This is a genomic window from Stenotrophomonas sp. MYb57 (genome assembly GCF_002966815.1).
GTDB lineage: Bacteria > Pseudomonadota > Gammaproteobacteria > Xanthomonadales > Xanthomonadaceae > Stenotrophomonas > Stenotrophomonas indicatrix.
On record NZ_CP023271.1, the window covers coordinates 2,833,151 to 2,856,811 of the forward strand.

A 23,661-nucleotide genomic window follows, 5' to 3' on the forward strand; every position below is an offset into this window, starting at 1 on the left:
CCCATGCACACCGATCTGCCCGGATACGCCGAACTGCACTGCCTGTCGGCCTTCAGCTTCCAGCGTGGCGCATCCACCGCCGAGGAACTGTTCGCACGCGCTGCCGGCCAGGGTTACCGCGCATTGGCCATCACCGACGAATGCTCGTTGGCTGGCATCGTGCGCGCATGGCAGGCGGCGAAGACGCACGGCGTGGCGCTGATCGTCGGTGCCGAATTCCAGGTTGAAGACGGGCCCAAGCTGGCCCTGCTGTGCACCAACCAGGCCGCTTATGCCGGGCTGTGCCAGCTGATCACCACCTGTCGCCGGCGGGCAGCCAAGGGCGGATACCGCTGCCTGCGCGAGGATCTGCTGGGACTGCCCGAGGGCCTGCTGTGCCTGTGGCTGGACCGGCAACCGGCGGCCACCGAACTGGAACTGCTGCGCCGTTGTTTTCCGCAGCGTCTGTGGCTGGCCGTGGAGCTGCACCACGAACACGACGACACGCGCCGGCTGCAGCAGCTGCAGGCCTTCGGCGAGCGCCACCAGTTGCCGCTGGTCGCCAGTGGCGATGTGCACATGCACGTGCGCCGGCGTCGTGCCTTGCAGGACACGCTGACCGCGATCCGCCACCGCTGCAGCGTGGCCGAGGCTGGCTGGCGCCTGTTTGCCAACGGCGAGCGCCATCTGCGCCCGCGCACTGCACTGGCCCAGCTGTATCCGCCCGACCTGCTGGCAGAAACCCTGTGCATCGCCGAACGCTGCCACTTCTCCCTGGACCAGCTGAAATACACCTACCCGCGCGAACTGGTGCCCGAAGGCCACGACCCGGACAGCTGGCTGCGCGTGCTGGTCGAGCGCGGCATTCCCTGGCGTTGGAAAAAGGGCATCGAGCCAGCCCAGCGCAAGCAGATCGAGCACGAACTGGCACTGATCAAGCAGAAGCAGTACGCCTCCTATTTCCTCACCGTGCAGGACATCGTGCGCTTCGCCCGCAGCCAGGACATCCTCTGCCAGGGCCGTGGCTCGGCCGCCAATTCAGCGGTGTGCTTCGTGCTGGGTGTGACCGAGATCGACCCAGCGCGCAGCAACCTGCTGTTCGAGCGCTTCATCTCCGCCGAGCGTGATGAACCACCGGACATCGACATCGACTTCGAGCACGAGCGCCGCGAGGAAGTACTGCAGTACGTATTCAACCGCTATGGCCGCGAGCGTGCCGCGTTGACGGCGGTGGCGATCAGCTACCGTGGCCGCAGCGCGATCCGCGATGTCGCCCGTGCGCTGGGCCTGCCGATGGACCAGGTCAACGAGCTGGGCGCGGCGATGGACCATTGGGGCGGCAACATTCCGTTGCCGGAAACCCTGCGCGAGCGCGGCTTCGATCCGGAAACACCGTTGATGCGTCGGTTGCTGGCATTGACCGCCGAGCTGATCGATTTTCCGCGCCATCTGTCGCAGCATCCGGGCGGCTTCGTGATTTCCGAGCATCCGCTGTCGACGCTGGTGCCGGTGGAGAACGCGGCGATGGCCGACCGCACCGTCATCCAGTGGGACAAGGACGACCTGGACGCCACCGGCCTGATGAAGGTCGACTGCCTTGCCCTGGGCATGCTCACCGCCATCCGCAAATGCCTGGCGATGCTGCAGCAGCACGGCCTGCACGAAGGACGCATGGATGCAATCGAGGACGATGACAAGCCGACCTACGACATGATCTGCGCCGCCGACACCATCGGCGTGTTCCAGATCGAGTCGCGCGCGCAGATGGCGATGCTGCCACGCATGCAGCCGCGTAATTTCTATGACCTGGTGATCGAGGTGGCGATCGTGCGCCCTGGCCCGATCCAGGGCGACATGGTGCATCCCTACCTGGAACGTCGGCGGATCCTGCGCGAACAAGGCCCGGATGCGTTGAACGATCCGGACAACCCACTCTATCCCCCCCAGCTCGACCGCGTATTCGCGCGCACACTGGGCGTGCCACTGTTCCAGGAACAGGTCATGCAGTTGGCGGTGGACGCGGCTGGCTACACCGCAGGCGAAGCCGATGCACTGCGCCGTTCGATGGCCGCCTGGAAGCGTCGTGGCGGCCTGGAACCGCACCGCGAAAAGCTGCTGACGGGCATGTTGAAAAACGGCTTCAGTCTGGAATATGGCGAGCACCTGTTCGAGCAGATCAAGGGCTTCGGCGACTACGGTTTTCCGGAAAGCCACGCGGCCAGCTTCGCCCTGCTCACCTATGCCAGCTGCTGGCTGAAGTGCCACCACCCGGCTGCATTCACCGCCAGCCTGATCAACAGCCAGCCACTGGGCTTCTACAGCCCCGACCAGCTGCTGCAGGATGCGCGCCGGCATGGCATCACGGTACTGCCGGTGGACGTGCGCCACAGCGACTGGGATTGCACACTGGACTTCAGCAAGGGCGCGGCGGCAATCCGGCTCGGCCTGCGCCTGGTCGATGGCTGCAGCGAACCGGCCGCGCAGATCATCATGCGTGAACGCGCACGACGCCCCTTCGACGATGTCGGCGATCTCTGCCAGCGCACCGCACTGGATCGCCGCCAGCAGGGCCTGCTCGCCGATGCCGGCGCCCTGCGCGGCCTCAGCGGCCATCGCCACCGCGCACGCTGGGATATCTCCGGCGTGGAGAACCGCCTGCCGTTGTTCGACCAGGCCCGCGCCACCGCCGAAGCGCGCGTGGCCCTGCCCCTGCCCAGCGCCTGGGAAGACATGCAGGCCGATTACCGCAGCACCGGCACCACCCTCGGCCGCCATCCGATGTCGTTCCTGCGTGCGCAGCTGCGAACCCGTGGCTGCCTGGATGCCGCGCAGCTGGCCAACCACGGCCATGGCCGGCGCGTACGCATCGCCGGCCTGGTACGCATGCGCCAGCGCCCGCAGACCGCCAGCGGCGTCACCTTCCTTACCCTGGAAGATGAAACCGGCATGGTCAACGCCGTGGTCTGGCGACATCTGGCCGACCGCCAGCACCACATCCTGGTAGATACGCAGCTGATGCAGATCGACGGCCGGCTGGAACGCGTGGATGGCGTGCAGCATGTGATCGTGCAGCGCATGCACTGCCTGGACGAACTGCTGCAGGGACTGCGCAGCCACAGCCGCGACTTCCATTGACGATACACACCGTCACACACCGAACTGGCCACGGCCGACCGGATTCCGCTATCGTCGGCCACGTCCAAGGAAGGAATACACAATGGCTCGTGCCCTGACCCTGACCACCCTGGTGGTCGCCATGCTCGCGTTGCTCGTTTCCGGCTGGACAGCCTGGAACCTGCATCGCAGCCAGTCACCGCACCGCGTGATCGAAGCGCGCGGCCTGATCATCCACGATGCCAGCGGCCAGCCGCGGGTGATCCTTGGCGCCCCGGTTCCCGACCCCCTCAGCCGGGGCCGCCCGCAGGGGCCGCGTGCCACCGCCCTGTCCGGCCTGATCCTGCTCGGCCCCGATGGCTCCGAGCGCGGCGGCTACGGCACCAGCGACCGGGGTGGCGAAGCCCTGCTGACCCTTGACGATGCCACCGGCACCACCGAAGTCTTCAAGGTGGTGGCCAACCCGGACCGCGGCGCCAGCCTGATGGTCAAGCACCAGAACAACACCGGCGCCATGCTGAGTTCCTGGCAGGGCAAGCCGGAGCTGGTGTTCCTCGACGACAGCGGCCAGTCCTACTACGTGCGCCCCGGCGCCAGCGCTGCGCCCTGAGCGCGCACGCTCAGCGCATCACCGCCGCCAGGTCATCGGCCAACCGACGCTGCTGCGGCGGGCCGAGTGCCGCACAGGTGATGCGCAACCCATGCGCCGGTGCAGACACCGCAAAGACTTCACCCCCACGCACATGCCAGCCACGCGCCGCCAGCGCCAGCACCTGCGGCGTGCTGTCGGTCGGCAGTGGCAGCCACAGATTCAAGCCTTCCATCGGCATCGGTGTCGGCAGCCCGCGCGCCTGCAGCAGGGCCTGCAGACCCTGCAGCCGCTGCTGGTAGCGCTCACCGGCGGCAGCCACCTTCGCCCGTTGCTGCGCCGACTCCAATACCGAACTGGCTGCATCCTGCAGCAGATGGCTGACCCAGCCGGTGCCCGCCGCCAGGCGCAGGCGCAGGCGCACCGCGGTCTGCCCATCGCAGGCCAACCAGGCCACGCGCAGGTCCGGGCCCAATGCCTTGGACAACGAACGCAGCAGCGCCCAACGCCGACCGTCCATCGGCAGCACCGAGTGATAGCTCTGCTGCGAGAGCAGCGCGTAGTGATCGTCGATCAGCACCGCCACCTGCGGATACCCGGCCAGCAACTGGCGTAGCGCACGCGCACGCTTCGCATCCAGGCTGGCACCGGTGGGATTGTGCGCGCGTGGGGTCAGCAGCACCGCGCGTGCACCCGCATCCAACGCCTGCCGCAGTGATTCCACCTGCATGCCGTGCGTATCCACCGCCACCGGCAACGGCACGTGTCCGGCCGCACCGAGGACATTGAGGCTGCCCAGGAAACAGGGATCCTCCACCGCGATGCGGTCCCCCGGCAGCAGCCACGCCGACAGCAGGCGCTCGATGCCATCGACCGCGCCGTGGCTCAGTTCCAGCGCATAGCCCGGCGGGCAATCGGCATCCAGCGAGGCCCGTGCCAGGCGTTGCATGCGTGGATCAACCGTCTCCACCCCATACAAGCGCGAGGACGTCGCAGCCACCCGCAGGCTGGGCAGGCAGCGCGGATCCGGATTGCCGCCGGCCAGATCGTGCAGGGCCAATCCCGGTGCACTGCCCTCGCGTGCCATCGTCGCCGGCAGGCCGCGCACCACAGTGCCGCGGCGTCCCGCCGTACTGGCCAGGCCCGCCGCGTCCAGCCGCTTGTAGGCAGCGGCTACGGTATTGCGGTTGACCCCCAGTCGATCGGCCAGATCCCGCACCGGCGGCAGCACGCTGCCGGCCGCCAGATGGCCGCTACCGATGCCCTCGCGGATGCTGTCGAAGATCGCTTCGGCGCTGTTCCCGGTGATTTTCATTTTGTCCTATGCCAAACTATCTCTTGTCCTGTGCCAGTGTATCCCACCCTGGCCACCCCGCACCGGAGGTGCCCCATGTCCCTCGCCGCCGCCGACTGGCCCGTCGCCCAGTCCGTCGAACAGATCGCCGCCAATCTCGCCACCGTGCACCAGCGCATCGCCAGCGCCTGTGCCCGCGCCGGTCGTGATCCGGCCAGCGTGCGCCTGCTACCGGTCAGCAAGACCGTCGATGAAGCACGCATCCGCATGGCCGTAGCCGCCGGTTGCCACCAGCTGGGCGAAAACAAGGTGCAGGAGGCGCAGCGCAAGGCCGAGGCCATGGCTGACCTTGGCGTGCACTGGTCGGTCATTGGCCACCTGCAGACCAACAAGGCCCGGTACGTCGCACGCTTCGCCAGCGAGTTCCAGGCACTGGACAGCCTGCGCGTCGCCGAGGCGCTGCAGCAGCGGCTGCTGCTGGAGGACCGTACGCTGGATGTGTTCGTACAGGTCAACACCTCGGCCGAGCCCAGCAAATACGGCCTGGAGCCGGCGGCGGTGGCCGACTTCGTGCAGCAGCTGCCCGCCTTCGACCGCCTGCGCGTGCGTGGCCTGATGACCCTCGCCATCTTCACCCCCGAGGTGGAACGCGTACGCGCCTGCTTCGTGCGCCTGCGCGAGCTGCGCGACCAGCTTCAGCAGACGGCGCCGGCAGGCCTGGACCTGTCGCAGCTGTCGATGGGCATGTCCGGTGATTTTGAAGTCGCCATCGAGGAAGGTGCCACCGTCGTCCGCGTTGGCCAGGCGATCTTCGGTGCACGCTCCACGCCCGACAGCTTCTACTGGCCCGCCCCGGGAGCACCGGCATGAAGCGCGCCGTTGCCCTGCAGCACGTGGCCTTTGAAGATCTTGGCACCCTGCATCCGCTGCTGCTCGCGCAGGGATGGCAGGTACATGCACTGCAAGCCGGCGTGGATGCACTCGATGCTGCCCAAGATGCCGATCTGCTTGTGGTGCTGGGTGGCCCGATCAGCGTCAACGATGGAGCGGCCTACCCGTTCCTCGCCGACAGCATCGCGTTGCTGCAGCGTCGCCTGCAGCAACAGCGGCCGACGCTGGGCATCTGCCTGGGCGCCCAGTTGATGGCGCGCGCACTGCATGCGGTCGTTGCCCCCACCGGCGGCAAGGAAATTGGTTTCGCACCGCTGCTGCTCACCGATGAAGGCCAGCGCTCGCCTTTGCAGGCATTACAGGGCATCCCGGTGCTGCACTGGCATGGTGAAGCCTTCGAACTGCCGGAGGGCGCACGCCGCCTCGCCAGTACGGCCGCCTGTCGCCACCAGGCCTTCGCCATCGGCCACCATGCACTCGCCCTGCAATGCCATCCCGAACTGGATGCGCGCCAGTTCGAGCGCTGGCTGATCGGCCACGCGCTGGAACTGGCCGCGGCCGGCATCGATCCCATCGACCTGCGCGCGCAGGCCCGTCGCTACGGCGGGCCTCTCGCCGCCGCGGCGACCGCGATGTTCCAACAGTGGCTGCACGACCTGCCGGAGACCCGCCCATGCACTACCGCCTGACCATCCAGCACAACGGCATCCACTGGGGCCATTTCGACTGTGACGGTCCCAACGCGCTGCAACGCATCGATGCCATCGCCGCACGCCTGCCCGCCGCCGAAGGCTTCAGCCTGCAACGGCAGAAGGGCATCGGTGAGGAGCGCATCCTCTCCAGCACTGCCGATGGCCTGCGCGTGCTGGCCGCGCAGATCCAGTACCGCGATCTCTGACCATCGCGCCAGGTGCCGGCCAGCGGCCGGCACTACCCGGCTACCCACTCCCATGCGAAGCTTCACGCATGTTGAAACTGTCACGCGGCACCATCGACGGCCTGCGCATTGCCCCACGCTGGCCCGCGTCACAGGTCATCGTCGAGGCCGAGGTTCTGCAGCGCCTGCTCGACGCGCAGGCCCTGCTGCCGTCCACGCTGCGTCTGCTGGTCACCCGCGGCTTCGAATGCAGCCAGGGACAGCTGGGCGGCTTCCGGCGCGTGGTCCGGCGGCTGGGCATCGCCGTGTTCCGCTGCTGCTATCGGCATCGCCATGATGAGATCGACGCCATCTTCGGCGCCAATGGCCACGATCTGGACGGGCGTCATGTGGATGTCTCGCTGGTCCTGCACGGCCAGCGCCTGCGCCTGCTTCCGCTGGGCGTGTTCACTCCACTGCGCTGGCAGCAGCAGCGCGTCAGCCGCCATGCCGACGCCGTTGCAGCGGCCAAGCATGCACTGCAGCGGTGCGGCTTCGATCTGCACCCCAACGCCACGGAGAGCCTGCAGATCCACTGCGACTATCGCGGCATCACGCTGGCGGAACCGTCGCGTTGATCGACGTTCCCCGCGTGTTGCAGGCAACCTGCACCGACCTTCAGCAACGGCTGGGCCGGATCGACAACCTGTCGGGCAATGGCGAACGAAGCCTCATCATCGAAGGCGAACTGCTGCGGTTCCCTTATCGTATCTACGCCGACGCCACGGACCTGTTCCGGCTCGCATCCCAACTGCAGGGTGATACGCGCGCCCTCTGCCTCTGCCTGCTCTCGCGTCACTGCGACGGACATGTACGGCAACGTGCGATCGAGACGCTGGGGCCCTCGCCGATGCCCTGGGTGCATGCCTTCCATCTCGCGTTGCTGGGTGAGTACGTAGACGAGATCGCATCGACCGTGGCGATCCAGGCGCGGCACACCGGCCTGCAGCGCTATGCCGCGCTCATCAGCGAGAACCACGCCTTCTTCGACCTCTGCCGACAACGCGCCGCCAGCTACTGGGATGCTTACTACCGCGCCCGCTACTCCACCCTGCGCCTTTTCCCTGCCCACAGACTGCTGCTGCAGATGGCCAACGCTGCGCGCTCGCCGTAGCGCTCTCTGCACCCGCCAACGCCCATCCGCTCGGCACCCTGCCTCCCCGCCTGTAGATGCAAATGATTCTCCTTTACTGTAAGGTAATGCCGCTGCCCTTGCCGCCGCGGGCTGTTCCCTTCCCCAGCCTTCGCCCGCCCCGTGCCCACGCCTGTCGAATCGACGGATGTCGCGCAGCTGTGCGCCGCCCATTACCGGCCGCTGCACGCCCACGTCCGTCGCAAACTCCCACAACGCAGTGACGCCGATGATGTCGTCCAGGAAACCTGGCTGCGTGTCGTCAAAGTCGCCGCCAGCGGCCTGCTCGGCAATGGCCGCGCCTACCTGTATCGCGTCGCCCACAACCTGATCGCCGACCACTATCGCCTGATCCAGCGGCGTCGCGAAGAGGCCTTGGACGACGCGCAGCTGCAGGCCATCGCCGATCCCGCCCCGTTGCCCGAGCAACGCCTGCTCGATGCCGAACAACTGCGTCACCTAGACGCGATCATCGCCGCCCTGCCGCCGCGCTCGCGCGAGGTGTTCCTGCTGGCGCGCGTCGAACAGCTCGGCCTTGCCGACATCGGCCGCCAGCTTGGCATCAGCCGGCAGACCGCGCATGGCCATCTGCTGCGCGCGCTGGTGGCCCTGCAGCAGGTGCCGACCGCATGAGCCAGGATCCGATTGCCCGCGAGGCAGCGCGCTGGTGGCTGCATGCGCACGACGAACAGCGCGACGAAGCTGCCTTCACCCAGTGGTACGAGGCCGATCCACGCCACGCGGCGCAGTACCAGCACCTGTTGCGGCTGTGGCAGGCCGGTGCAGCACTGCCAAGCCTGCAACGGCAACAGCAGCGTCGCCAGCGCCGGCGCCTGCGCGAAGCCGGCATCGCCGTGCTGCTGCTGTGTGCGCTCGGCCTCTACACCCGGCACAACGCCCTCCCGCCGGAACAGACACTGCGCACGGCATCAGGCGAAATCGAAGAGGTGCGCCTGCAGGACGGTTCTCGCCTGCAGCTCTCGCCGGACAGCGAACTGGGCGTGCGCATCGATGCCAACCGGCGTGCGTTGCAGCTGCGGCACGGCCAGGCCTGGTTCCAGGTCGCACCTGATCGCGACCGTCCGTTCCAGGTGCATACGCCGCACGGTACGGTCACGGCGGTGGGTACTGCCTTCGATATCGCGGTCAACGGCGATGCCAGCGTAGTGACCGTCACCGAACACCAGGTGCGCGTGGACAGTGGCTCGGGCAGCAGCGAAGCGGCCGCCGGCCAGCAGCTGCGCTTCGATGGCACGGCGCCCTCGGCCGCGCTTGCAGCAGCCCCGGCGCAGCTGGCATGGCGCGAACGCCGGCTGGCCTGGGTCTCCGCGCCGCTGGCTGACGTTGTCCAGGATCTGGATCGCTGGTACGGCGGCCGCACCTGGATCGCCGGCGACGCACTGCGGCGGCAGCCGGTCACGGTGCTGGCCGACGCGGATACGGCCGCGCACAGCCGCGACCAGCTGGCCGCCGAACTGCACGTGCGCGTTGTCCGTATCGGGCCCAACCTGCAGGTGTGGCTGCCGGCGAAGGCATCGTCCGATGCACGCTGAACGCATCGACCCTGACATCCGGGCCACCGCTGCGTCTTCCCAGGGTGACGACGCACTGCGTCACTCCCTGGAGCCCACGATGCTGTCCCACCGCCCCCTTGTTCTTGCACTGTCTCTTGCCTGCGCCGGTATCGCCCCCGTGCTTGCTGCCACCGCGCAGGCGCAGGCCAGCGCAACCCGCCGTTACGATATTCCCGCACAGCCGCTGGTCACCGCGCTGGACGCCTACAGCCGCCTCAGCGGCGTCGATCTGGTGATCGGCCGTGCCATGCCAGCCAACCAGAGCGCACCCGCCCTGCAGGGTGACTTCGACGACACCCAGGCATTGGCACGGCTGCTGGCCGGCAGTGGCCTGCGCGCGCGCTTCATCGATGCACGCCGTGCCACCCTCGAACCGGCGCCGGCCAGCACCGGCGACGGTAGCCGCCACACCGGCCCGCTGCGCGTGCAGGGGCGCACTGCCCATGCCACGACACCGGGCACGGGTGCCAGCCAGTACATTCCGGCCACGCAGGATGGCTTCGCGCCGAAGATCGGCAGCGAGCGGGTCGCCATGGCCGAGCGCCAGGACGGCAACAGCCTGCTGCGCTCGATGCCCGGCACGCACAGCTTCCACTCGCGCAGCCAGCCCGGCCTGCAGGTCAACATCCGCGGCATGGCCGGCGCAGGCCGGGTCAACACCATGATCGACGGCGTCACCCAGACCTTCCGCAACAACGCCGGCCATGGTTCGGGCGGCCCGTTCGCCTACGTGGACCCGTTCCTGTTGGCAGGCGTCGACGTACAGCGCGGCGCGGTCAGTGGTGGCGAGGGTGCCGGCACGCTGGCCGGCAGTGCCAACTTCCGCACCCTGGACATTGAAGACCTGGTCTCCGATGGCCGCGATTGGGGCCTGCGTGCAGGCTATCGGCATGGCAACAATGGCTATGGCAGCGGACGTACCTTCGCCGGTGCCTGGCGCCACAGCGAAGACGGTGGCGATCGCCAGTTCGGCCTGTTGGCCGCCGCCAGCAGCAGCCGCAGCAGCGAATACGCCACGTCCCATGGCCAGAAGAACGATGCCGACCCCGGCAGCCAGCAGCCCAGCAGCTGGCTGCTGAAGGCGCGCCTGCAGCCCAGCGACCAGCACCGCCTGGACCTGAGCCACATGCGCTATGAAAACGACTTCTACCACAACTATCCCTGGCAGATTTCCGCCCGCAACCAGCGCGCCAGCTACCACTACACGCCCTACTCGCCGTGGATCGACCTGCGCGCCAGTTTCGCCGCCAACAAGACCCGGCTGTTCTACCCGCCGGTGGAAGATTCCAGCTACATCGGCCGGCGTACCCACAGCAGCCTGAGCAGCTGGAACGTGGACAACACCAGCCGTTTCGACCTCGGCGCCGTACAGGCACGCTGGAACACCGGCATCAAGCACCAGTCGGACATCTTCGTTGCCGATACCCCCACCCTGCGTGGCGCCAACCCACAAGGGCGCAGCCAACTCGACAGCGTGTTCACCACGCTGGAGCTGCAGTACGACACCTACGCACTGTCGGCGGGCCTGCGCCAGGACCGCTACAACATCCGCGGCCACGTCCCCACCTGCTCGGATGTGCCTGGGCAATGCCTGGAGATCGGAGGTGGTGGCATCGACGTCGATCGCACCCAGCATGCGCTCAGCCCCAGCCTCTCACTGTCGGTGCAGGCCACTGACTGGCTGCAGCTCTTTGCCGAAGTCTCGCGCACCTCGCGGCCGCCGCGCGTGCAGGAAATGTTCTTCGAGAAGATCCCGCTGGAAGGTATGAGCGATGCCGACGGCGTCGGCGCCAACCCCTTCCTGCGCCGCGAGCGTTCGCGCAACCTGCAGTTCGGCGCCAACCTCAGCGCCAGCTCGCTGCTGGTCGACGGCGACCTGGTGCAGCTGCGCCTGACCCGCTTCGACAACCGCATCCGCGATTACATCAAGCCACAGTACCTGCTGATCGTGCATCTGCCGGAAGTCGAACCGTTCGTGGTACCGATCGACAGCGACCCGCAGCTCAACGCGTGGACCGACAGTCTGGAGGTGGACGACTTCAGCACCACCACGCGCTGGATGAACCATCCCGGCGTGGTGCGCATGCGCGGCCTGGAACTGGAAGCGCACTACGCCAGCGAGCACTACCACGCCACCCTCAGCTGGACCCGCTCGCGCACCAGCGCGCCGGCCATCGAATTCGTCAACCTGGAAGACATCACCGCCCTGCCCGACCGCTACTGGACGCTGGATGTCGGCGGCCGCTGGTGGCAGCAGCGCCTGCAGGCCGGTGTGCGCGCCGAGTACTCCGGCCCCACCGAAGAGGGTTACGACTTCTTCCAGACCCGCAAGACCGGCGGCACCGGCGTGCTGCTGGATTTCTACGCCAGCTTCAAGCCACAGGCCAACACCACGCTGTGGCTGAACATCGAAAACCTGCAGAACAAGGCCTATGACAACAACGCCTCCATCGACAGCATCTTCAGCCCGATCCTGGACCGCGGCAACGGCCGTGGCCGTACCGTCTCGGTGGGCGTCAATGTGGCGTTCTAGCCGGCGCTGGCTGGGGCTGGGTCTGATCGCGCTGGCGGCGGCAGCCGGCGCGCAGCCGATGCCCGGCAAGGTGATCGACCTGGCCAGTGGCAAGGAGCTCGACCAGGCTGCCTTCGTGCAGCGGGTTGCTGCCGCCGAGCGCGTGCTGCTCGGCGAGCGTCACGATATCGATGCCGACCATGACGCCGAACGTTGGCTGCTGCAGGCATTGCAGCAGCAGCGCCCGCAGGGCGCGCTGGTGCTGGAGATGATCGAAAGCGAACGCCAGCCGCGACTGCAGCGTGTGCAGCGCTGGCTGGACAAGGGCAACCGGGCAGAATCGCAACGGCTGGCCGAACTGCTGGACTGGGATCCCCGCTGGCCTTGGACACGCTATGGCGGACTGGTACAGATCGCCACCGATAGCGGCATCCGCCTGCAGGGCAGCAACCTGTCGCGCGCTGAAGTCAATACGCTGCTGGCGTCATCGCCCGAGGTGGTGTTCCCGGCCGACGGCGCGCGGCAACGGTTGTCAGCAGTGGTGCTGGCCCAGCACGCCGACGCTGCGCCCATGCTCGACGGCATGCTCGCCGTTCAGCACGCGCGCGACACGCGGATGGCACGGGTGCTGATGCAGTCGCCGGCACCCGCCCTGCTCGTCGCCGGCCGCTGGCATGTGCTGCGTGGCACGGGCGTACCCGGTTATCTGCCAACCTCTGCGCCAGCGCTGGTGATCGCGCTGGCCTCAGTCGACGAAGATGTGGCGAGAGATGACGCTGATCTGTTGTGGGTGGTCGGCGATGAGTGAGCGTCGGCAGCACTGGCAAGCGGTGACGATCAGCATCGGCCTGCACCTGCTGCCGTTGCTGCTGTTCGTCCACTGGGTGTCCACTCCGCCGCTGCCACCGCCTCCCGAACAGGACGTGCGCATCAGCCTGCGCCTGCTGGCGCCAGCCACGCCGCCGCAGCCGGTGGAAGAACTGCAGTCCGAACGCCTCAGCCAGGCCCAGCAATCGCGGGCAGCCGAAGCGCGGAAAACACCTCCACCACCGCGGGCCACGGCGGCACCCGAAGGCAACCTCGCCGCCAGCGAGAAGAATGGCGACGGCCACCAGCCCTTGCCCGTGGCCCCACCTGCGGCCGCGACCGATGCCCGTTCCGCACCGGCATCGATCACGGCCGCACCGCCCGCTCCGGACGCACCACCGGCGGACTTCCAGGCCGGCGCCGCCAGCGACCAGTGGGAAGCCCGTCTGATGGCGCGGCTGGAGCGTTACCGCTATTACCCCGCCGTAGCGAGGTCGCGGCGCCAGCAGGGCACCGCATGGGTCAGGGCCAGCATCGACCGCGACGGCCACCTGCGGGCATTGCGTATGGAACAGTCCAGTGGACAGCCGATGCTGGATGAAAGCGCGCTGCAGACATTCCGCCGCGCGCAGCCTCTGCCCCGGATTCCAGAAGAACTGCCAGCTCCGCAGGAACTGGTGGTGCCGGTGGAGTACTACCTGCGCTAAGCGCTGTAGGCCTCTGCCTCGATCTCGAACAGCATTCCGTCCAACGCCAGCCGCGGCACCGGAATCAACGTGCAGGTCGGCGCTGCGCGATTGGCCCAACGTCGCCGCACCTGGCGGGCGATGATGCCCAGGCGATCCTCGTCGTGGTCGACCACCAGGATCCGCAGTCGTGCAACATCGGCCAGATCCGCATGCGCCGACCGCAGCGCGGTCTGCAGATTGTCCAGTGCCTGCGACACCTGCTCCTCGAAGCTCGGCGACAGGCTTCCCTGGTCGTCCTCGCCTCCCTGTCCGGCGATATGGATCACACGCGCTGGCAGTCGCACCACCGCCACATGCGAATATCCGTTGGCACTGGGATCGTGCAGGCCGGGCGGATCGAACAGATCCAGCAGGCCATGGCTGAAGTCCGGGGTGGTCAGCAGGTTCATACCGCATGCCTTGTGGGGAATGCGATGCAGTCTGCGACCTCAACTGCTGTTGAGGTCAAACCAATTGCATGCAACAGAGCGGTCCAACGCACGCAACGATCGGAAGGATCAGGTCCACGCCGGATCCGCGGTGAAATCGATCGTCAGCCAGAACGTGCTGCTTCGCGCGTCCAACCGCACTGCAATCTCATCGCGCATCGCATCCACCTCACCCACCGTGCCCAGCGGCGTAGACGGCGACGTCAGGATGTGGATCTCGATGAAGCGCATCCGCCCCATCTTCGCTACATGGCTGGTGAAGCCGGCATAGCCATGCTCGGCCACGAATGCCTGCATCACCTGCTGCACGCGCTCGTCCAGGTCATCGGGCGCCACCTGCAGCACTTCACGCATGGCCTTCCACGCACTGCGCGCCGGCACCGGCAACACCGCCAGGCTGATCAACGCCAGTACGATCGAATCCAGATAGGGCACCCAGTGGTGCCACTGGCCACCATGCAGCACCAGCGCCAATACGAAGGCCAGCACCACCGCCAGGCTCATCAAGCCCCCCAGCAACCAGCCGCGCACATCCAGCCACAGCAATGCCGACTGCAGCCTGCGGGCCCGCTGGGCCACGAACGCGGCCATGCCCAGGTTGCTGGCACTCAGCAGCGCCGCCCACCACAGCGCCGGTCCGAACTTCACTTCGTGCCCGCCGGTGGTCAAGCCGATCACCGCGTTGGCCAGCGCATACACGCAGGCCAGCGACAGGATCACCCCGCCCAGCGCCTCGACCATCGGCTCCAGGTGCCAATAGCCGTACTGGAACCGCGGGCTGTGCTCCCGCGCCACCAGCCGCAGCACCGACAACGACACCAGGGTCAGGGCTACGTCGACCAGGCTGTAGATGCCGTCGAACAGGATGGCCTGCGATCCCACCAGCAGGCCACCGATGAAGCCGACCGCGCTGACCGCCACGGTGACCCCGATCGAGAACTTCAGGATGCGTTGCTCGCGCGCGGTATCCATCGTCCGCCGAAGGGCCGACCGTACCGGCTCAGGCCTTCAGCACCTCCACCTTGTAGGACGGCACGTCGCCATCGCGCTCGATGATAAGGCCATGCACATCCGACTCGAAGCCCGGGAAACGCGCGTTCTGCTCGCGGGCGATGCGCAGCGACTGGATGATCGGTTCGTCGCGGTCGCCGAAGCGCTCGCCCGGCATGATCGTCGGGATGCCCGGCGGATACGGCACCAGCATCGTCGCAGCGATGCGGCCGCTGATCTGCTCGATGTCGACCCGCTCGATCTCGCCCTTCACGAGATGGTTGTAGGCATCGGCCGGGGTCATCACCGGCGTCGGCAGGTCCACGTACATCTCACGCATTACCTTGGCCACGGCGAACTCCTGGTTGAACGCATGCAATGCGTCGCACAGGTCACGCAGGCCCCAGCCGGCATAGGCATGGGGATAGTCGGCGGCCAGCGACGGCAGCGCCTGGGTCAGCGGCGCGTTGCGGTCGTACAGCTCCTTGAACGCCATCAGCTCGGTAACCAGCGTGCTCCACTTGCCCTTGGTGATGCCCATCGAGAACAGGAACAGCACCGAATACAGGTTGGTCTTCTCCACGGTGATGCCGCGGCCCCACAGGAACTTGCTCAGCACCGCAGCCGGGATGCCCAGCTTGCCCATGCTGCCGTCCATCGACAGCCCCGGCGTCAACAGGGTCACCTTGATCGGATCGATCAGCACATAGTCATCGACCAGGTTCTCGAACCCGTGCCAATGCGCATCGGGCTGCAGGTACCACTCCTCGCGCTTGGCGACCAGCGGTGCCGGTGTATCGCCCTTGTCCAGGCTGCGCTCGACCTTTGTCGGTTGCCATACGCTGAACCACCAGTCATCGCGGCCCAGATCGTCGCGTACATGCAGCATCGCCCTGCGGAAGGCGATCGCCTCGTCATGCATTTCCTGCACCAGCGAACGCCCCGCATCCCCTTCCATCATCTTCGAGGCAACATCACACGCCGCGATCACGCCGTAATGCGGGCTGGTCGAGGTATGCATCATGAATGATTCGTTGAAGCGTTCGGCGTCCAGGTCGCGGCTGGCCGAATTGCGCACGTGGATCATCGAGGCCTGCGAGAACGCGGCCAACAGCTTGTGCGTGGAATGAGTGGTGAAGATGATCGCGTCCTGCTCGCGCGGCTTGCCCTTGGCCATGCCGTAGTGGTTCTCGTAGAACGGATGGAACGCGGCATACGCGTACCAAGCCTCATCGAAATGCAGGAAGTCGACCGCGCTGCCGATCTCCTCGGCGATTTTCTCGGCGTTGTAGCACAGGCCGTCGTAGGTCGAGTTGGTCACCACCGCGATACGCGGTTTGGAACCGGCCTGGTAGGCCTGGCTGGCCAGCGGATTGGCCGCGATGCTCTGCTGCAGGGCTTCCGGGGTGAACTGGTCCAGGCTGATCGGGCCGATGATGCCGTGCGCATTGCGGCTGGGCGTGAAGTACACCGGCACCGCGCCGGTCATGATCAGCGAATGCAGCAGCGACTTGTGGCAGTTGCGGTCGACGAACACCACGTCGCCGCGGGCCACGGTGCCATGCCACACGATCTTGTTGGCCGTCGACGTACCGTTGGTGACGAAGAAGGTGTGGTCGGCGCCGAAGTTGCGCGCGGCCTCGTCCTCGGCCTCCTTGATCGGGCCGGTGTGATCCAGCAGCGAGCCCAGCTCCGGCACCGAAATCGACAGATCGCTGCGCAGCGTGTTCTCACCATAGAACTGGTGGAAGGCGCGCCCGACCGGTGACTTGGTGAAAGCCACGCCGCCGGCATGGCCCGGCGTATGCCAGGAATAGTTCGACTCGGCCGCGTGGTGGATCAGCGCCTTGAAGAACGGCGGCAGCAGGTTCTGCATGTAGTCTTCGGCCGCACGCATCACCTGACGCGAGATGAAGCTCTTGGTGTCTTCGAACAGGAAGATGAAGCCGTGGATGTACTTGAGCAGCTTGCTCGGCACCTTCTCGATGGTACGGCGCTCGCCATACAGGAACACCGGCAGGTTGGCCCGGCGCGCACTCTGCTCGCGCAGGAAGGCGGTCAGGCGCTGGAACTCGCCATCGACCTCCTCGCTGCCGTCGATCGAGATCAGCACCGCCGAAGCGGCTACATAGGTACGGGCGCCGGCACGGGCATCGTCCAGGTTCAGGCCGCACAGCACGCGCTGGTCATTGCTGCGCAGCTCTTCCACCAGCGCACGGATGAGGATGCCGCCGATGCGCGGCGAGTCGTAGTCACCGTCAATGACGATGACCGGATAATCCAGGGACTTGAAATACACGTTGATTCTCCTTGTCTAACTCAGGAACGCTGGGCGCCGGACGAAATTGCCGCCGCCTCGCGGGAACGCTGCCGCTGCTGGCGACGCTCCTCGCTGAAGAAGGGATAGAACACAGTGATGAACAGCACGAACAGGAAGGCGTACTGCACGATCGTTCCCGACGAGCCGTAGATCGCCCACAGGCAGTACACCACCGTCAGGCTGGTCAGGGTCCAGAACGCACCGGTGTGCACCAGCGTGTGCGACCGCTCCACCACGAAGTAGCAGGCCACGCACGAATAGATGTACGGCAGCAGCGTCAGTACGACCGCCGCCGAAGTGATCACGTCGAACTGGGCCGAGGCCGTCTTCGAGGTGGAGGTCACCAGCACCGCCAGGGTCATCAGCACGGCCACGATCAGCACGCCCTTGACCGGCACGTCGTCCTTGTTGGTCTTGCTGAAGATGCTCGGGAACAGGCCATCATCGGAGGCCGCCTTGGCGCTCTGCGCGGTCAGCAGGATCCAGCCGCCCAGCGAACCTGCGGCGCCGATGAAGGCGCACAGGCTGACCAGCGCACCACCCCAGCCCCCGACGGCCTTGGCCGCCGCCAGTGCAAACGGCGCGTCAGACACCTGCAGCTCGCCGTTGGGCACCATGCCCATGATCACCGACGAGCTGGCGATGTAGGCGATGGCGGCCAGGAACACACCGGCCAGGGTGGCGCGGGCCACGTTCTTCTCCGGGTTTTCAACCACGCCGGCCGTGACCGAGGCCGACTCGACGCCGATGAAGGCCCACAGGGTCAGTGCCGCAGCACTGGAAATCGCACCGAAGTTCGACTCGCCGGAAACGTTGTAGGCCCCCTTGAAGATGTCGGCATCGAAGAAGAACCAGCCGAAGATGGCGATACCCAGGATCGGCACCAGCGCGAAGCTGGTGGTGACCGTCTGCACGCGGCTGACGAACGCCGGTCCGATCATGTTGGCAAAGCTCAGCGCCCACACCAGGATCAGCACCGCGATGCAGCGCACCAGCGGCTCGGACAGGATCGGGAAGAAGTAGCTGAAGTAGCCCACCGCCGCGATGGGAATGGCAACGTTGCCGATCCAGTTGGCGAACCAGTAGATGGTGTTGGTCTGGAAGCCCATGTAGGGACCGAACCAATCGCGTGCATACGCATACGGGCCACCCGCTTTGGGCGCCAGCTTGCCGAGTTTGGCGAACACGAAAGCCAGCAGCAGCGCACCGGCTGTGGTGATCAGCCACCCCCATATCGAGGCGGTACCGATCTTGGCCAGGCTGGAGGGCAGCAGGAACACCCCTGAGCCCATCATGTTGCCGGCGACGAGGAAGGTGGCTCCGACCACCCCGATTTTCTTTGCTTCTGCCATGACAATCTCCTGTACCTGGCATGGGCCCGGTGAACCCGGGCGTGGGGAATGGCTACGCTGGCGTGCTGCCGCTGGCGCCTACTTGATGAAGTTGTATTGCAGGCTGCCCTGCACCCGGACCGTGTCGCCGCGCGCTCCGCTCTGCTGCTGCAGGCGGCCGTACAGCAGTTCCATGCCCATCGTCCACGACGGTGCCGGGCTCCAGATCAGGTTGAACACGCCATAGCGGCTTTGCCGGAATGCATCACTCGGCAGCGCCGCATTGCGCTCGAGTGTCAGCTGACCGTAGATCAGGTTCGAGCGCCACAGATCCGACCAGTAGTGGGTATAGCCGACGAAGCCACCGTGCAGGTCCAGCGCATCGATGCGTCCATCGGCACCTACCACGGCGTCAAGACCGGAACCGGTGAGATCGGCGGTATAGCGGCTCAGGCCGCGGCCGCCCAGCGCGCCGAACAGCAACAGATCGCGTTCCCCCACCGAGGCCGAGCCACTGAGCTGCGCGCCACCGGCAAAGACGCGGTCACGGCGGGCATCGCCGTCGTAGGCCAGATTGCGCGCCACGACGCCCAGTTGCAGGTGGCCCCAGTCACGCTCCATGCGCGCGATGGCACTCACATCCGGCAATCGATTGACCGCCGCCATCGCATCGCTGGCGCCGGCCAGCTCGGTGTCCGGGTCTTCGGCGGCCAGGGTCAGGGTGTTGCCCTTGCCCAGTGCAAAGCTGTGATGGATGCCGGCCACCAGCAGGTAACCGGCGCCGCCGGGTCCGGCAAAATCCAGCGTGTCGGGCAGGCTGTCCGGGTCCATGAAGCTGGAATACCCGTAACCCGCATACGTGTTGCCAAGCTGGCCATAGGCATGGCGCAGGCGGAACTGATAGCCATCGCTGCTGCCGAAGAAGTCATTCTCCAGATAGAAGCGCAGGTTGCCATGGGTGGTCGGCCGCCGCGCCTCGAAACTGAAACGCGTCTGCTTGGCGTGGATGTTGAAGCTCGAAACATCGCGATGGCTGCCGCCCACCGGCATCGACGAGGGAATGAACTGATCCTCGTCCCCTGCGCCGCGCGAATCCGCAATCGCATCGAGCTTGGCATAGCCACCGATGCGGATCACGGTGTCGGTGCCGGGAATGGCGAAGAAGCCTTTCAGGTCCGGATCGGTCGGGCCGGCGGCGCTGTCCGGGCGCGAGGCCGCCGTTGACGGATCGGCCACCGACTCACGCTGTGGCAGCACGGTCGGCGACACGCCGGGAACCTGGGTCGGGTGCAGGATGCCGCTGGCGGTTGACACCGTCGTGGTCGCCTGCGATGCAGTGGACGTCGGCGTCGGCAGTACAACGGGAGCCGCAGCCGCACGCTCTTCGCGTCGTTCAAGCTGGTCCAGACGCTGCTGCATGCCCTGCAGCGTCTGCCGCATCGCGTCGATCTCCCGACGCAATGCCTGCGCATCCTCCTGTGCGTGCAACGGCATCGCTGCCATCGCCGTCAGGCACCCCATACTCAGTACCGCCAAGCGCATTGCATCCTCCCCGGACTGGAACTTCCGCCGCGCGGCCGAGCAGCGCGCGTGCGCCGCCCCGACCTCAACGAGCCGTTGCTGGAAATGCGGGTACTGCGTCGACGACCGTCGCCAGCCTGCGCGATGCAGGCAACAGGGCGATGACATTGCCCCACCTGCCCGGACAGCGCCGGAGTCGCTTCCACTGCGGCAGCGCTGCCGAAGGGGTGGCGACCGCAGGGGTCTGGGTAACAAGCGCTGGGTGAGAGTGTCGTGAATGGCATTGCGAGCACGCCCTCTCGAGGGCATGACGTGTGCGGCATCCATAGCGCAGTGACGCTGTATTCCATGCGCCAAGGCTAGTTCGACTGTCGTTTTTGGCCTTGATTGGGATCAAAGCGAAATGCTTGATGTCAGTCACGATTCAGACGTGACATCTGTTCGTGACGTGCGCAGCCCTCTTCGCCGGGACTGTCGCAGAAAGCAACAGGCCCACATGTCGCCATGTGGGCCTGTCACTCGGTTCAGCAGCCCGGGGGCCTCAGCGTGGGCCGAGTACCGCCTGCAGATCGTTGCCCTGCGGAAGGCCGGCACGTCGCTGCACCTGGCCCTGCGCATCCTGGAACAGGATGCCGGGCGTACCCTGGAAGCCCATCTCCACCATCAGCACCTGGTTGGCATCCAGTTTGGCTGCGATGTCCCGGCTGATGCTGGGCAGCGGCTTGATGCCACCGCGATCGAACTGATGCTCGTTCTCCAGCAGTGCCGCACTGGGATCGCGCGCGGCCATGATCGCCGCCGCCTTGGCCGGACTGTCTTCGCGGATCACGCCGACCATGATGTGGCGCAACTGCACCTTTCCTGCGTCCACCCAGGGCCGTGCCGCCTCCCAGAACTTGTGGCAGTAAGGACAGTTGGCATCACTGAAGGTGTACACCACGCGCGGCGCATCGGCCTTGCCATCGCGTACCCAGGCACTGGCCTCCAGCTTGCTCCACATCTTGGCCGACATCGGCGCGGCAACCAGCTTCTCCAGCGTCTCGGCTGCAACTTCGTTGCCCTCGGCGTCGAACAGGCTACCCACCAGCACATGCTTGCCATCGGCGGTCACGTAAGCCGCCGCCGGCTGCTGGCCACCAACCATGCCGGCAAAGCCGCGCAGGCCGCCCGGCGCGTCGAATTCGGAGACCACCTCGAAGCCATGCTTCTCGATGCCCTTCAGGACAGCTGGCAACTCACCCTTCCTGGCGGCTGCCGTTGCCGAAGCCGTTGCCGGTGCAGCGGCATCCTTGCCCGGCGGGGTCTGTGCCTGGCTGCAGGCAGCCAGCGCCAGCATGGCCGGCAGCATCAGCGTATGCGCGATGCGCGGGGAAATCGACAACATGGAAACTCCGTAGTGGGATGCCAGCGCAGGCTACCGCAGCCGGCGCAGTTTGTGTTCAAGACCGGCCTGCGTCAGTTCGCCGAGATGCAGTTCCTGCAACCGCCCCTGCGCGTCGAAGAAGAGCGTGGAGGGGAAAGCCCGGACGTCCAGCGAGGTAGAGGCAGCCGATGACTCATCCAGCAGGACGTTGCCCAGCGAGATGTGTTCAGCGGCTAGAAAGGTCTGGACCTCGGCAAGGGTCTCGCCCTGGTTGAGGAAGACGAACTGGATATCGGCATGCTCCTGCTGGGCCGTCGCCAGTACCGGCATCTCCCGGCGACACGGGCCGCACCAGCTGGCCCACAGATTCAGCACGAGCGGCCTGCCGTGAAACTGCTGCAGGTCGATCGCCCTGCCCTGCAGGTCGACTACCAGCAGTGTCGGCAGCGGCATCTGCTTTGCCTGCCAGTACGCGAGCCCCTGGCTTGCACCGCCCCACAGCAGCAGTCCGGCCAGCGCACCTGCCAGCACCGGCGCCCTCAACGCGCGATGCCTGCGCAGTCGCCACAGCGCCCAGGCAAATCCAGCGCCAATCACAACGGGCAGGTGATACCCACCATCGGCAATCTGCAGCACGCTCCAGGGAGCTTCACGATAAAGGCTGAAATGCGCGGCAACAAAGGACAGCCGGCCACACAGCAGGCCAACCAGCAGCATGTCCAGCACCATCCCGGCTGCAGGTGGCCGAGCCTGGCCAGGCTCAGCACGCGACCAGAACCGCGCAATGGCCATCGCCAGCAACAGGAAGATCAGGATCAACACCACCGGCATCGGCACCGGCCCAACACTCGACATCAGCTCACCCGCTCTCGCCTGCACAGACCCGCATGGTCAAAGCGTCGTGCCTGCGATGCAAGCACGACGCATCCAACAGCGTTCATCAAGCGGCGTTGCGCCCCAGCTGCGTGCCTGGCGAGGCGCGCAGCCCTCGCAGACTGCCGGCCACGGCAGGCGTCAGCGGACGGTCGCGGCGTTTATTGCTGACGTGGCGACGATAGTTGGCGGGCGTCATGCCGACGATGCGCAGGAACAGCCGGCGGAATGCGCTCTGATCAGCGTAGCCCACCCCCCAGGCAACTTCGTCGATGCTGGCGCCCTGCTGCAGCAACGTCTGCGCCTTGGCCACGCGCAGTCGCTGGCAGTACTCGATGGGCCGCAGCCCGGTCGCCTTCAGGAAACGGCGTTGCAGGGTCCGCGGTTCCAGGCCGGAGATCTCACAGATTGCTCCCAGCGTCGCCCCACGTGCAGCCGTGGTATGCAGCCAGCGCTGCGCCTTCAACACGTCACGGTCACCATGGGCGAAGTTGGCACTGAATCGCTCGAGATCCTGCTGGATCCCCACCGGCACCACTATCCCCAACTGCTGTGCCACCGCGCTGGCCACGCCCTGGCCGTGCAGCCGGTACAGCAGGCGCAGACCGAGGAAGCGCCAGGCCTGGGCCCCGCCCACGGTGAGCAGATCGCCATCATCGACGAGTGCACGCTCACTGGGTGCCCAGCTGCCGACCTGCACCTGCAGCGCCGGATGGCGGTTGAGGTCAGGGCCTGACACCGTGCGCCCCGTCAACAGACCCGCCCGTGCCAGCACACTGACCCCGTCACCTGCGGCGGCCAGCAGGCTGCCGCCGTCGTAGTGGGCCCGCAACCAGTCCAGCAGGACATCCTCGGCGCGCAGCGACGCACCGGAACTGACCTGGCCCGGCAAGGCGATCACTGCGGGAATTGCCGCGTCCAGCATTTCGGCACCGGCAATGCGATGCACGCCGGTATTGCTGGCAGGCACAATCCAGCGGGTAACCAGCACCCGCTTGCAGGGCCGTCGTTGCTGCTGCGCCAGACGATTGGCGACGTGCGCCATTTCGGCAAGCACCGATGCAGCCGACGGGTCGCCTCCGGGGTATTCAACCACCGCAACCTCGACGAATCCTTCGTTGCTGATTCCCTCCACTCCCCACCTCCTCTTCCGGTTCAGGCCGTCGAGCGGCCGGTTCAGGTTGAGGGTAGGAACTGCTTTGCCCCGGGGGCTATGAAGAAAGTTGCAAAGTGTGCTGAATGGGCGACGCAGGCAAAGCCTTGACTCTTGACCAGAGT

At 66.6% G+C, this 23,661-nt stretch carries 21 protein-coding genes; 12 read left to right on the plus strand and 9 right to left on the minus strand.

What is annotated here, in order from left to right; genetic code table 11:
- The first annotated feature begins 3 nt into the window (after nucleotides 1–3).
- Nucleotides 4–3,114 carry an error-prone DNA polymerase gene (locus CLM74_RS12985; RefSeq protein WP_105164263.1) on the plus strand — a complete coding sequence of 1,037 codons (3,111 nt, stop codon included), beginning with the start codon at nucleotides 4–6 and terminating at the stop codon, nucleotides 3,112–3,114.
- Between the two features lie 82 nt (nucleotides 3,115–3,196).
- On the plus strand, nucleotides 3,197–3,703 hold the full coding sequence (locus CLM74_RS12990; RefSeq protein ID WP_025879224.1) for a hypothetical protein: 507 nt from the start codon (nucleotides 3,197–3,199) through the stop codon (nucleotides 3,701–3,703).
- Between the two features lie 10 nt (nucleotides 3,704–3,713).
- Here CLM74_RS12990 and ptsJ read toward each other — a convergent pair whose 3' ends face one another.
- Nucleotides 3,714–4,997 carry a transcriptional regulator PtsJ gene (gene ptsJ / locus CLM74_RS12995; RefSeq protein WP_105164264.1) on the minus strand — a complete coding sequence of 428 codons (1,284 nt, stop codon included), beginning with the start codon at nucleotides 4,995–4,997 and terminating at the stop codon, nucleotides 3,714–3,716.
- Between the two features lie 75 nt (nucleotides 4,998–5,072).
- Here ptsJ and CLM74_RS13000 point away from each other — a divergent pair, with 75 nt between their 5' ends.
- From CLM74_RS13000 to CLM74_RS13045, 10 genes are all read left to right on the plus strand, one after another.
- Entirely contained in the window at nucleotides 5,073–5,846 is a 774-nt protein-coding gene (locus tag CLM74_RS13000) for a YggS family pyridoxal phosphate-dependent enzyme (protein ID WP_105164265.1), read from the plus strand.
- Nucleotides 5,843–6,556 (plus strand): glutamine amidotransferase, encoded by a 714-nt coding sequence (locus CLM74_RS13005; RefSeq protein ID WP_105164266.1) that lies wholly within the window; start codon nucleotides 5,843–5,845, stop codon nucleotides 6,554–6,556. The genes CLM74_RS13000 and CLM74_RS13005 overlap by 4 nt, the downstream gene beginning before the upstream one ends.
- The gene (locus tag CLM74_RS13010; protein WP_025879228.1) at nucleotides 6,541–6,765 is read left to right on the plus strand and encodes a hypothetical protein; all 225 of its coding nucleotides are present in this window, start codon (nucleotides 6,541–6,543) and stop codon (nucleotides 6,763–6,765) included. The genes CLM74_RS13005 and CLM74_RS13010 overlap by 16 nt, the downstream gene beginning before the upstream one ends.
- 68 nt (nucleotides 6,766–6,833) lie before the next feature.
- Nucleotides 6,834–7,361 carry a hypothetical protein gene (locus CLM74_RS13015; protein ID WP_105164267.1) on the plus strand — a complete coding sequence of 176 codons (528 nt, stop codon included), beginning with the start codon at nucleotides 6,834–6,836 and terminating at the stop codon, nucleotides 7,359–7,361.
- The gene (locus tag CLM74_RS13020; RefSeq protein ID WP_099784561.1) at nucleotides 7,358–7,897 is read left to right on the plus strand and encodes a hypothetical protein; all 540 of its coding nucleotides are present in this window, start codon (nucleotides 7,358–7,360) and stop codon (nucleotides 7,895–7,897) included. Before CLM74_RS13015 ends, CLM74_RS13020 begins: the two co-directional genes overlap by 4 nt.
- A 141-nt stretch (nucleotides 7,898–8,038) precedes the next feature.
- On the plus strand, nucleotides 8,039–8,548 hold the full coding sequence (locus CLM74_RS13025) for an RNA polymerase sigma factor (RefSeq protein ID WP_099784563.1): 510 nt from the start codon (nucleotides 8,039–8,041) through the stop codon (nucleotides 8,546–8,548).
- Entirely contained in the window at nucleotides 8,545–9,468 is a 924-nt protein-coding gene (locus CLM74_RS13030) for a FecR domain-containing protein (protein ID WP_105164268.1), read from the plus strand. The genes CLM74_RS13025 and CLM74_RS13030 overlap by 4 nt, the downstream gene beginning before the upstream one ends.
- A gap of 79 nt (nucleotides 9,469–9,547) precedes the next feature.
- A complete protein-coding gene (locus tag CLM74_RS13035; protein WP_105165020.1) occupies nucleotides 9,548–12,022 on the plus strand; it encodes a TonB-dependent receptor in 2,475 nt (824 codons plus the stop codon).
- Nucleotides 12,009–12,809, plus strand: a complete 801-nt coding sequence (locus CLM74_RS13040; protein WP_099784567.1) for a ChaN family lipoprotein — start codon at nucleotides 12,009–12,011, stop codon at nucleotides 12,807–12,809. Before CLM74_RS13035 ends, CLM74_RS13040 begins: the two co-directional genes overlap by 14 nt.
- On the plus strand, nucleotides 12,802–13,515 hold the full coding sequence (locus CLM74_RS13045) for an energy transducer TonB (protein ID WP_105164269.1): 714 nt from the start codon (nucleotides 12,802–12,804) through the stop codon (nucleotides 13,513–13,515). The genes CLM74_RS13040 and CLM74_RS13045 overlap by 8 nt, the downstream gene beginning before the upstream one ends.
- Here the strand turns inward: CLM74_RS13045 and CLM74_RS13050 are convergent.
- The 8 genes from CLM74_RS13050 to CLM74_RS13085 all read right to left on the minus strand — a co-directional run bounded on the left by CLM74_RS13050 (nucleotide 13,512) and on the right by CLM74_RS13085 (nucleotide 23,518).
- Nucleotides 13,512–13,946 carry a RidA family protein gene (locus CLM74_RS13050; protein WP_025879232.1) on the minus strand — a complete coding sequence of 145 codons (435 nt, stop codon included), beginning with the start codon at nucleotides 13,944–13,946 and terminating at the stop codon, nucleotides 13,512–13,514. The two genes, CLM74_RS13045 and CLM74_RS13050, sit on opposite strands and share 4 nt — an antisense overlap.
- 108 nt (nucleotides 13,947–14,054) lie before the next feature.
- Nucleotides 14,055–14,957, minus strand: coding sequence for a cation diffusion facilitator family transporter (locus tag CLM74_RS13055; RefSeq protein WP_025879233.1), 903 nt, complete (start codon nucleotides 14,955–14,957; stop codon nucleotides 14,055–14,057).
- A gap of 28 nt (nucleotides 14,958–14,985) precedes the next feature.
- Nucleotides 14,986–17,274, minus strand: a complete 2,289-nt coding sequence (locus CLM74_RS13060; protein ID WP_025879234.1) for an Orn/Lys/Arg decarboxylase N-terminal domain-containing protein — start codon at nucleotides 17,272–17,274, stop codon at nucleotides 14,986–14,988.
- 20 nt (nucleotides 17,275–17,294) lie between these two features.
- On the minus strand, nucleotides 17,295–18,647 hold the full coding sequence (adiC, locus tag CLM74_RS13065) for an arginine/agmatine antiporter (RefSeq protein ID WP_025879235.1): 1,353 nt from the start codon (nucleotides 18,645–18,647) through the stop codon (nucleotides 17,295–17,297).
- A 78-nt stretch (nucleotides 18,648–18,725) separates the two neighbouring features.
- A complete protein-coding gene (locus CLM74_RS13070) occupies nucleotides 18,726–20,168 on the minus strand; it encodes a DcaP family trimeric outer membrane transporter (RefSeq protein ID WP_105164270.1) in 1,443 nt (480 codons plus the stop codon).
- 520 nt (nucleotides 20,169–20,688) lie between these two features.
- Entirely contained in the window at nucleotides 20,689–21,531 is an 843-nt protein-coding gene (gene dsbG / locus CLM74_RS13075; RefSeq protein ID WP_033831389.1) for a thiol:disulfide interchange protein DsbG, read from the minus strand.
- 30 nt (nucleotides 21,532–21,561) lie between these two features.
- Nucleotides 21,562–22,365 carry a TlpA disulfide reductase family protein gene (locus tag CLM74_RS13080; RefSeq protein ID WP_105164271.1) on the minus strand — a complete coding sequence of 268 codons (804 nt, stop codon included), beginning with the start codon at nucleotides 22,363–22,365 and terminating at the stop codon, nucleotides 21,562–21,564.
- Nucleotides 22,366–22,450: 85 nt separating this feature from the next.
- A complete protein-coding gene (locus CLM74_RS13085) occupies nucleotides 22,451–23,518 on the minus strand; it encodes a helix-turn-helix domain-containing protein (RefSeq protein WP_032975236.1) in 1,068 nt (355 codons plus the stop codon).
- Nucleotides 23,519–23,661: the final 143 nt, after the last annotated feature.

Excerpts from the sequence above, each read along its gene's own strand:
- CLM74_RS13045 (WP_105164269.1), top strand. The coding sequence starts at position 12,802 with ATGAGTGAGCGTCGGCAGCACTGGCAAGCGGTGACGATCAGCATCGGC.
- CLM74_RS13050 (WP_025879232.1), bottom strand. The coding sequence starts at position 13,946 with ATGAACCTGCTGACCACCCCGGACTTCAGCCATGGCCTGCTGGATCTG.
- CLM74_RS13005 (WP_105164266.1), top strand. The coding sequence starts at position 5,843 with ATGAAGCGCGCCGTTGCCCTGCAGCACGTGGCCTTTGAAGATCTTGGC.
- CLM74_RS13015 (WP_105164267.1), top strand. The coding sequence starts at position 6,834 with ATGTTGAAACTGTCACGCGGCACCATCGACGGCCTGCGCATTGCCCCA.
- adiC (WP_025879235.1), bottom strand. The coding sequence starts at position 18,647 with ATGGCAGAAGCAAAGAAAATCGGGGTGGTCGGAGCCACCTTCCTCGTC.
- CLM74_RS13040 (WP_099784567.1), top strand. The coding sequence starts at position 12,009 with ATGTGGCGTTCTAGCCGGCGCTGGCTGGGGCTGGGTCTGATCGCGCTG.
- CLM74_RS13070 (WP_105164270.1), bottom strand. The coding sequence starts at position 20,168 with ATGCGCTTGGCGGTACTGAGTATGGGGTGCCTGACGGCGATGGCAGCG.
- CLM74_RS12990 (WP_025879224.1), top strand. The coding sequence starts at position 3,197 with ATGGCTCGTGCCCTGACCCTGACCACCCTGGTGGTCGCCATGCTCGCG.
- ptsJ (WP_105164264.1), bottom strand. The coding sequence starts at position 4,997 with ATGAAAATCACCGGGAACAGCGCCGAAGCGATCTTCGACAGCATCCGC.
- CLM74_RS12985 (WP_105164263.1), top strand. The coding sequence starts at position 4 with ATGCACACCGATCTGCCCGGATACGCCGAACTGCACTGCCTGTCGGCC.
- CLM74_RS13055 (WP_025879233.1), bottom strand. The coding sequence starts at position 14,957 with ATGGATACCGCGCGCGAGCAACGCATCCTGAAGTTCTCGATCGGGGTC.
- dsbG (WP_033831389.1), bottom strand. The coding sequence starts at position 21,531 with ATGTTGTCGATTTCCCCGCGCATCGCGCATACGCTGATGCTGCCGGCC.
- CLM74_RS13010 (WP_025879228.1), top strand. The coding sequence starts at position 6,541 with ATGCACTACCGCCTGACCATCCAGCACAACGGCATCCACTGGGGCCAT.
- CLM74_RS13000 (WP_105164265.1), top strand. The coding sequence starts at position 5,073 with ATGTCCCTCGCCGCCGCCGACTGGCCCGTCGCCCAGTCCGTCGAACAG.
- CLM74_RS13080 (WP_105164271.1), bottom strand. The coding sequence starts at position 22,365 with ATGTCGAGTGTTGGGCCGGTGCCGATGCCGGTGGTGTTGATCCTGATC.
- CLM74_RS13035 (WP_105165020.1), top strand. The coding sequence starts at position 9,548 with ATGCTGTCCCACCGCCCCCTTGTTCTTGCACTGTCTCTTGCCTGCGCC.
- CLM74_RS13030 (WP_105164268.1), top strand. The coding sequence starts at position 8,545 with ATGAGCCAGGATCCGATTGCCCGCGAGGCAGCGCGCTGGTGGCTGCAT.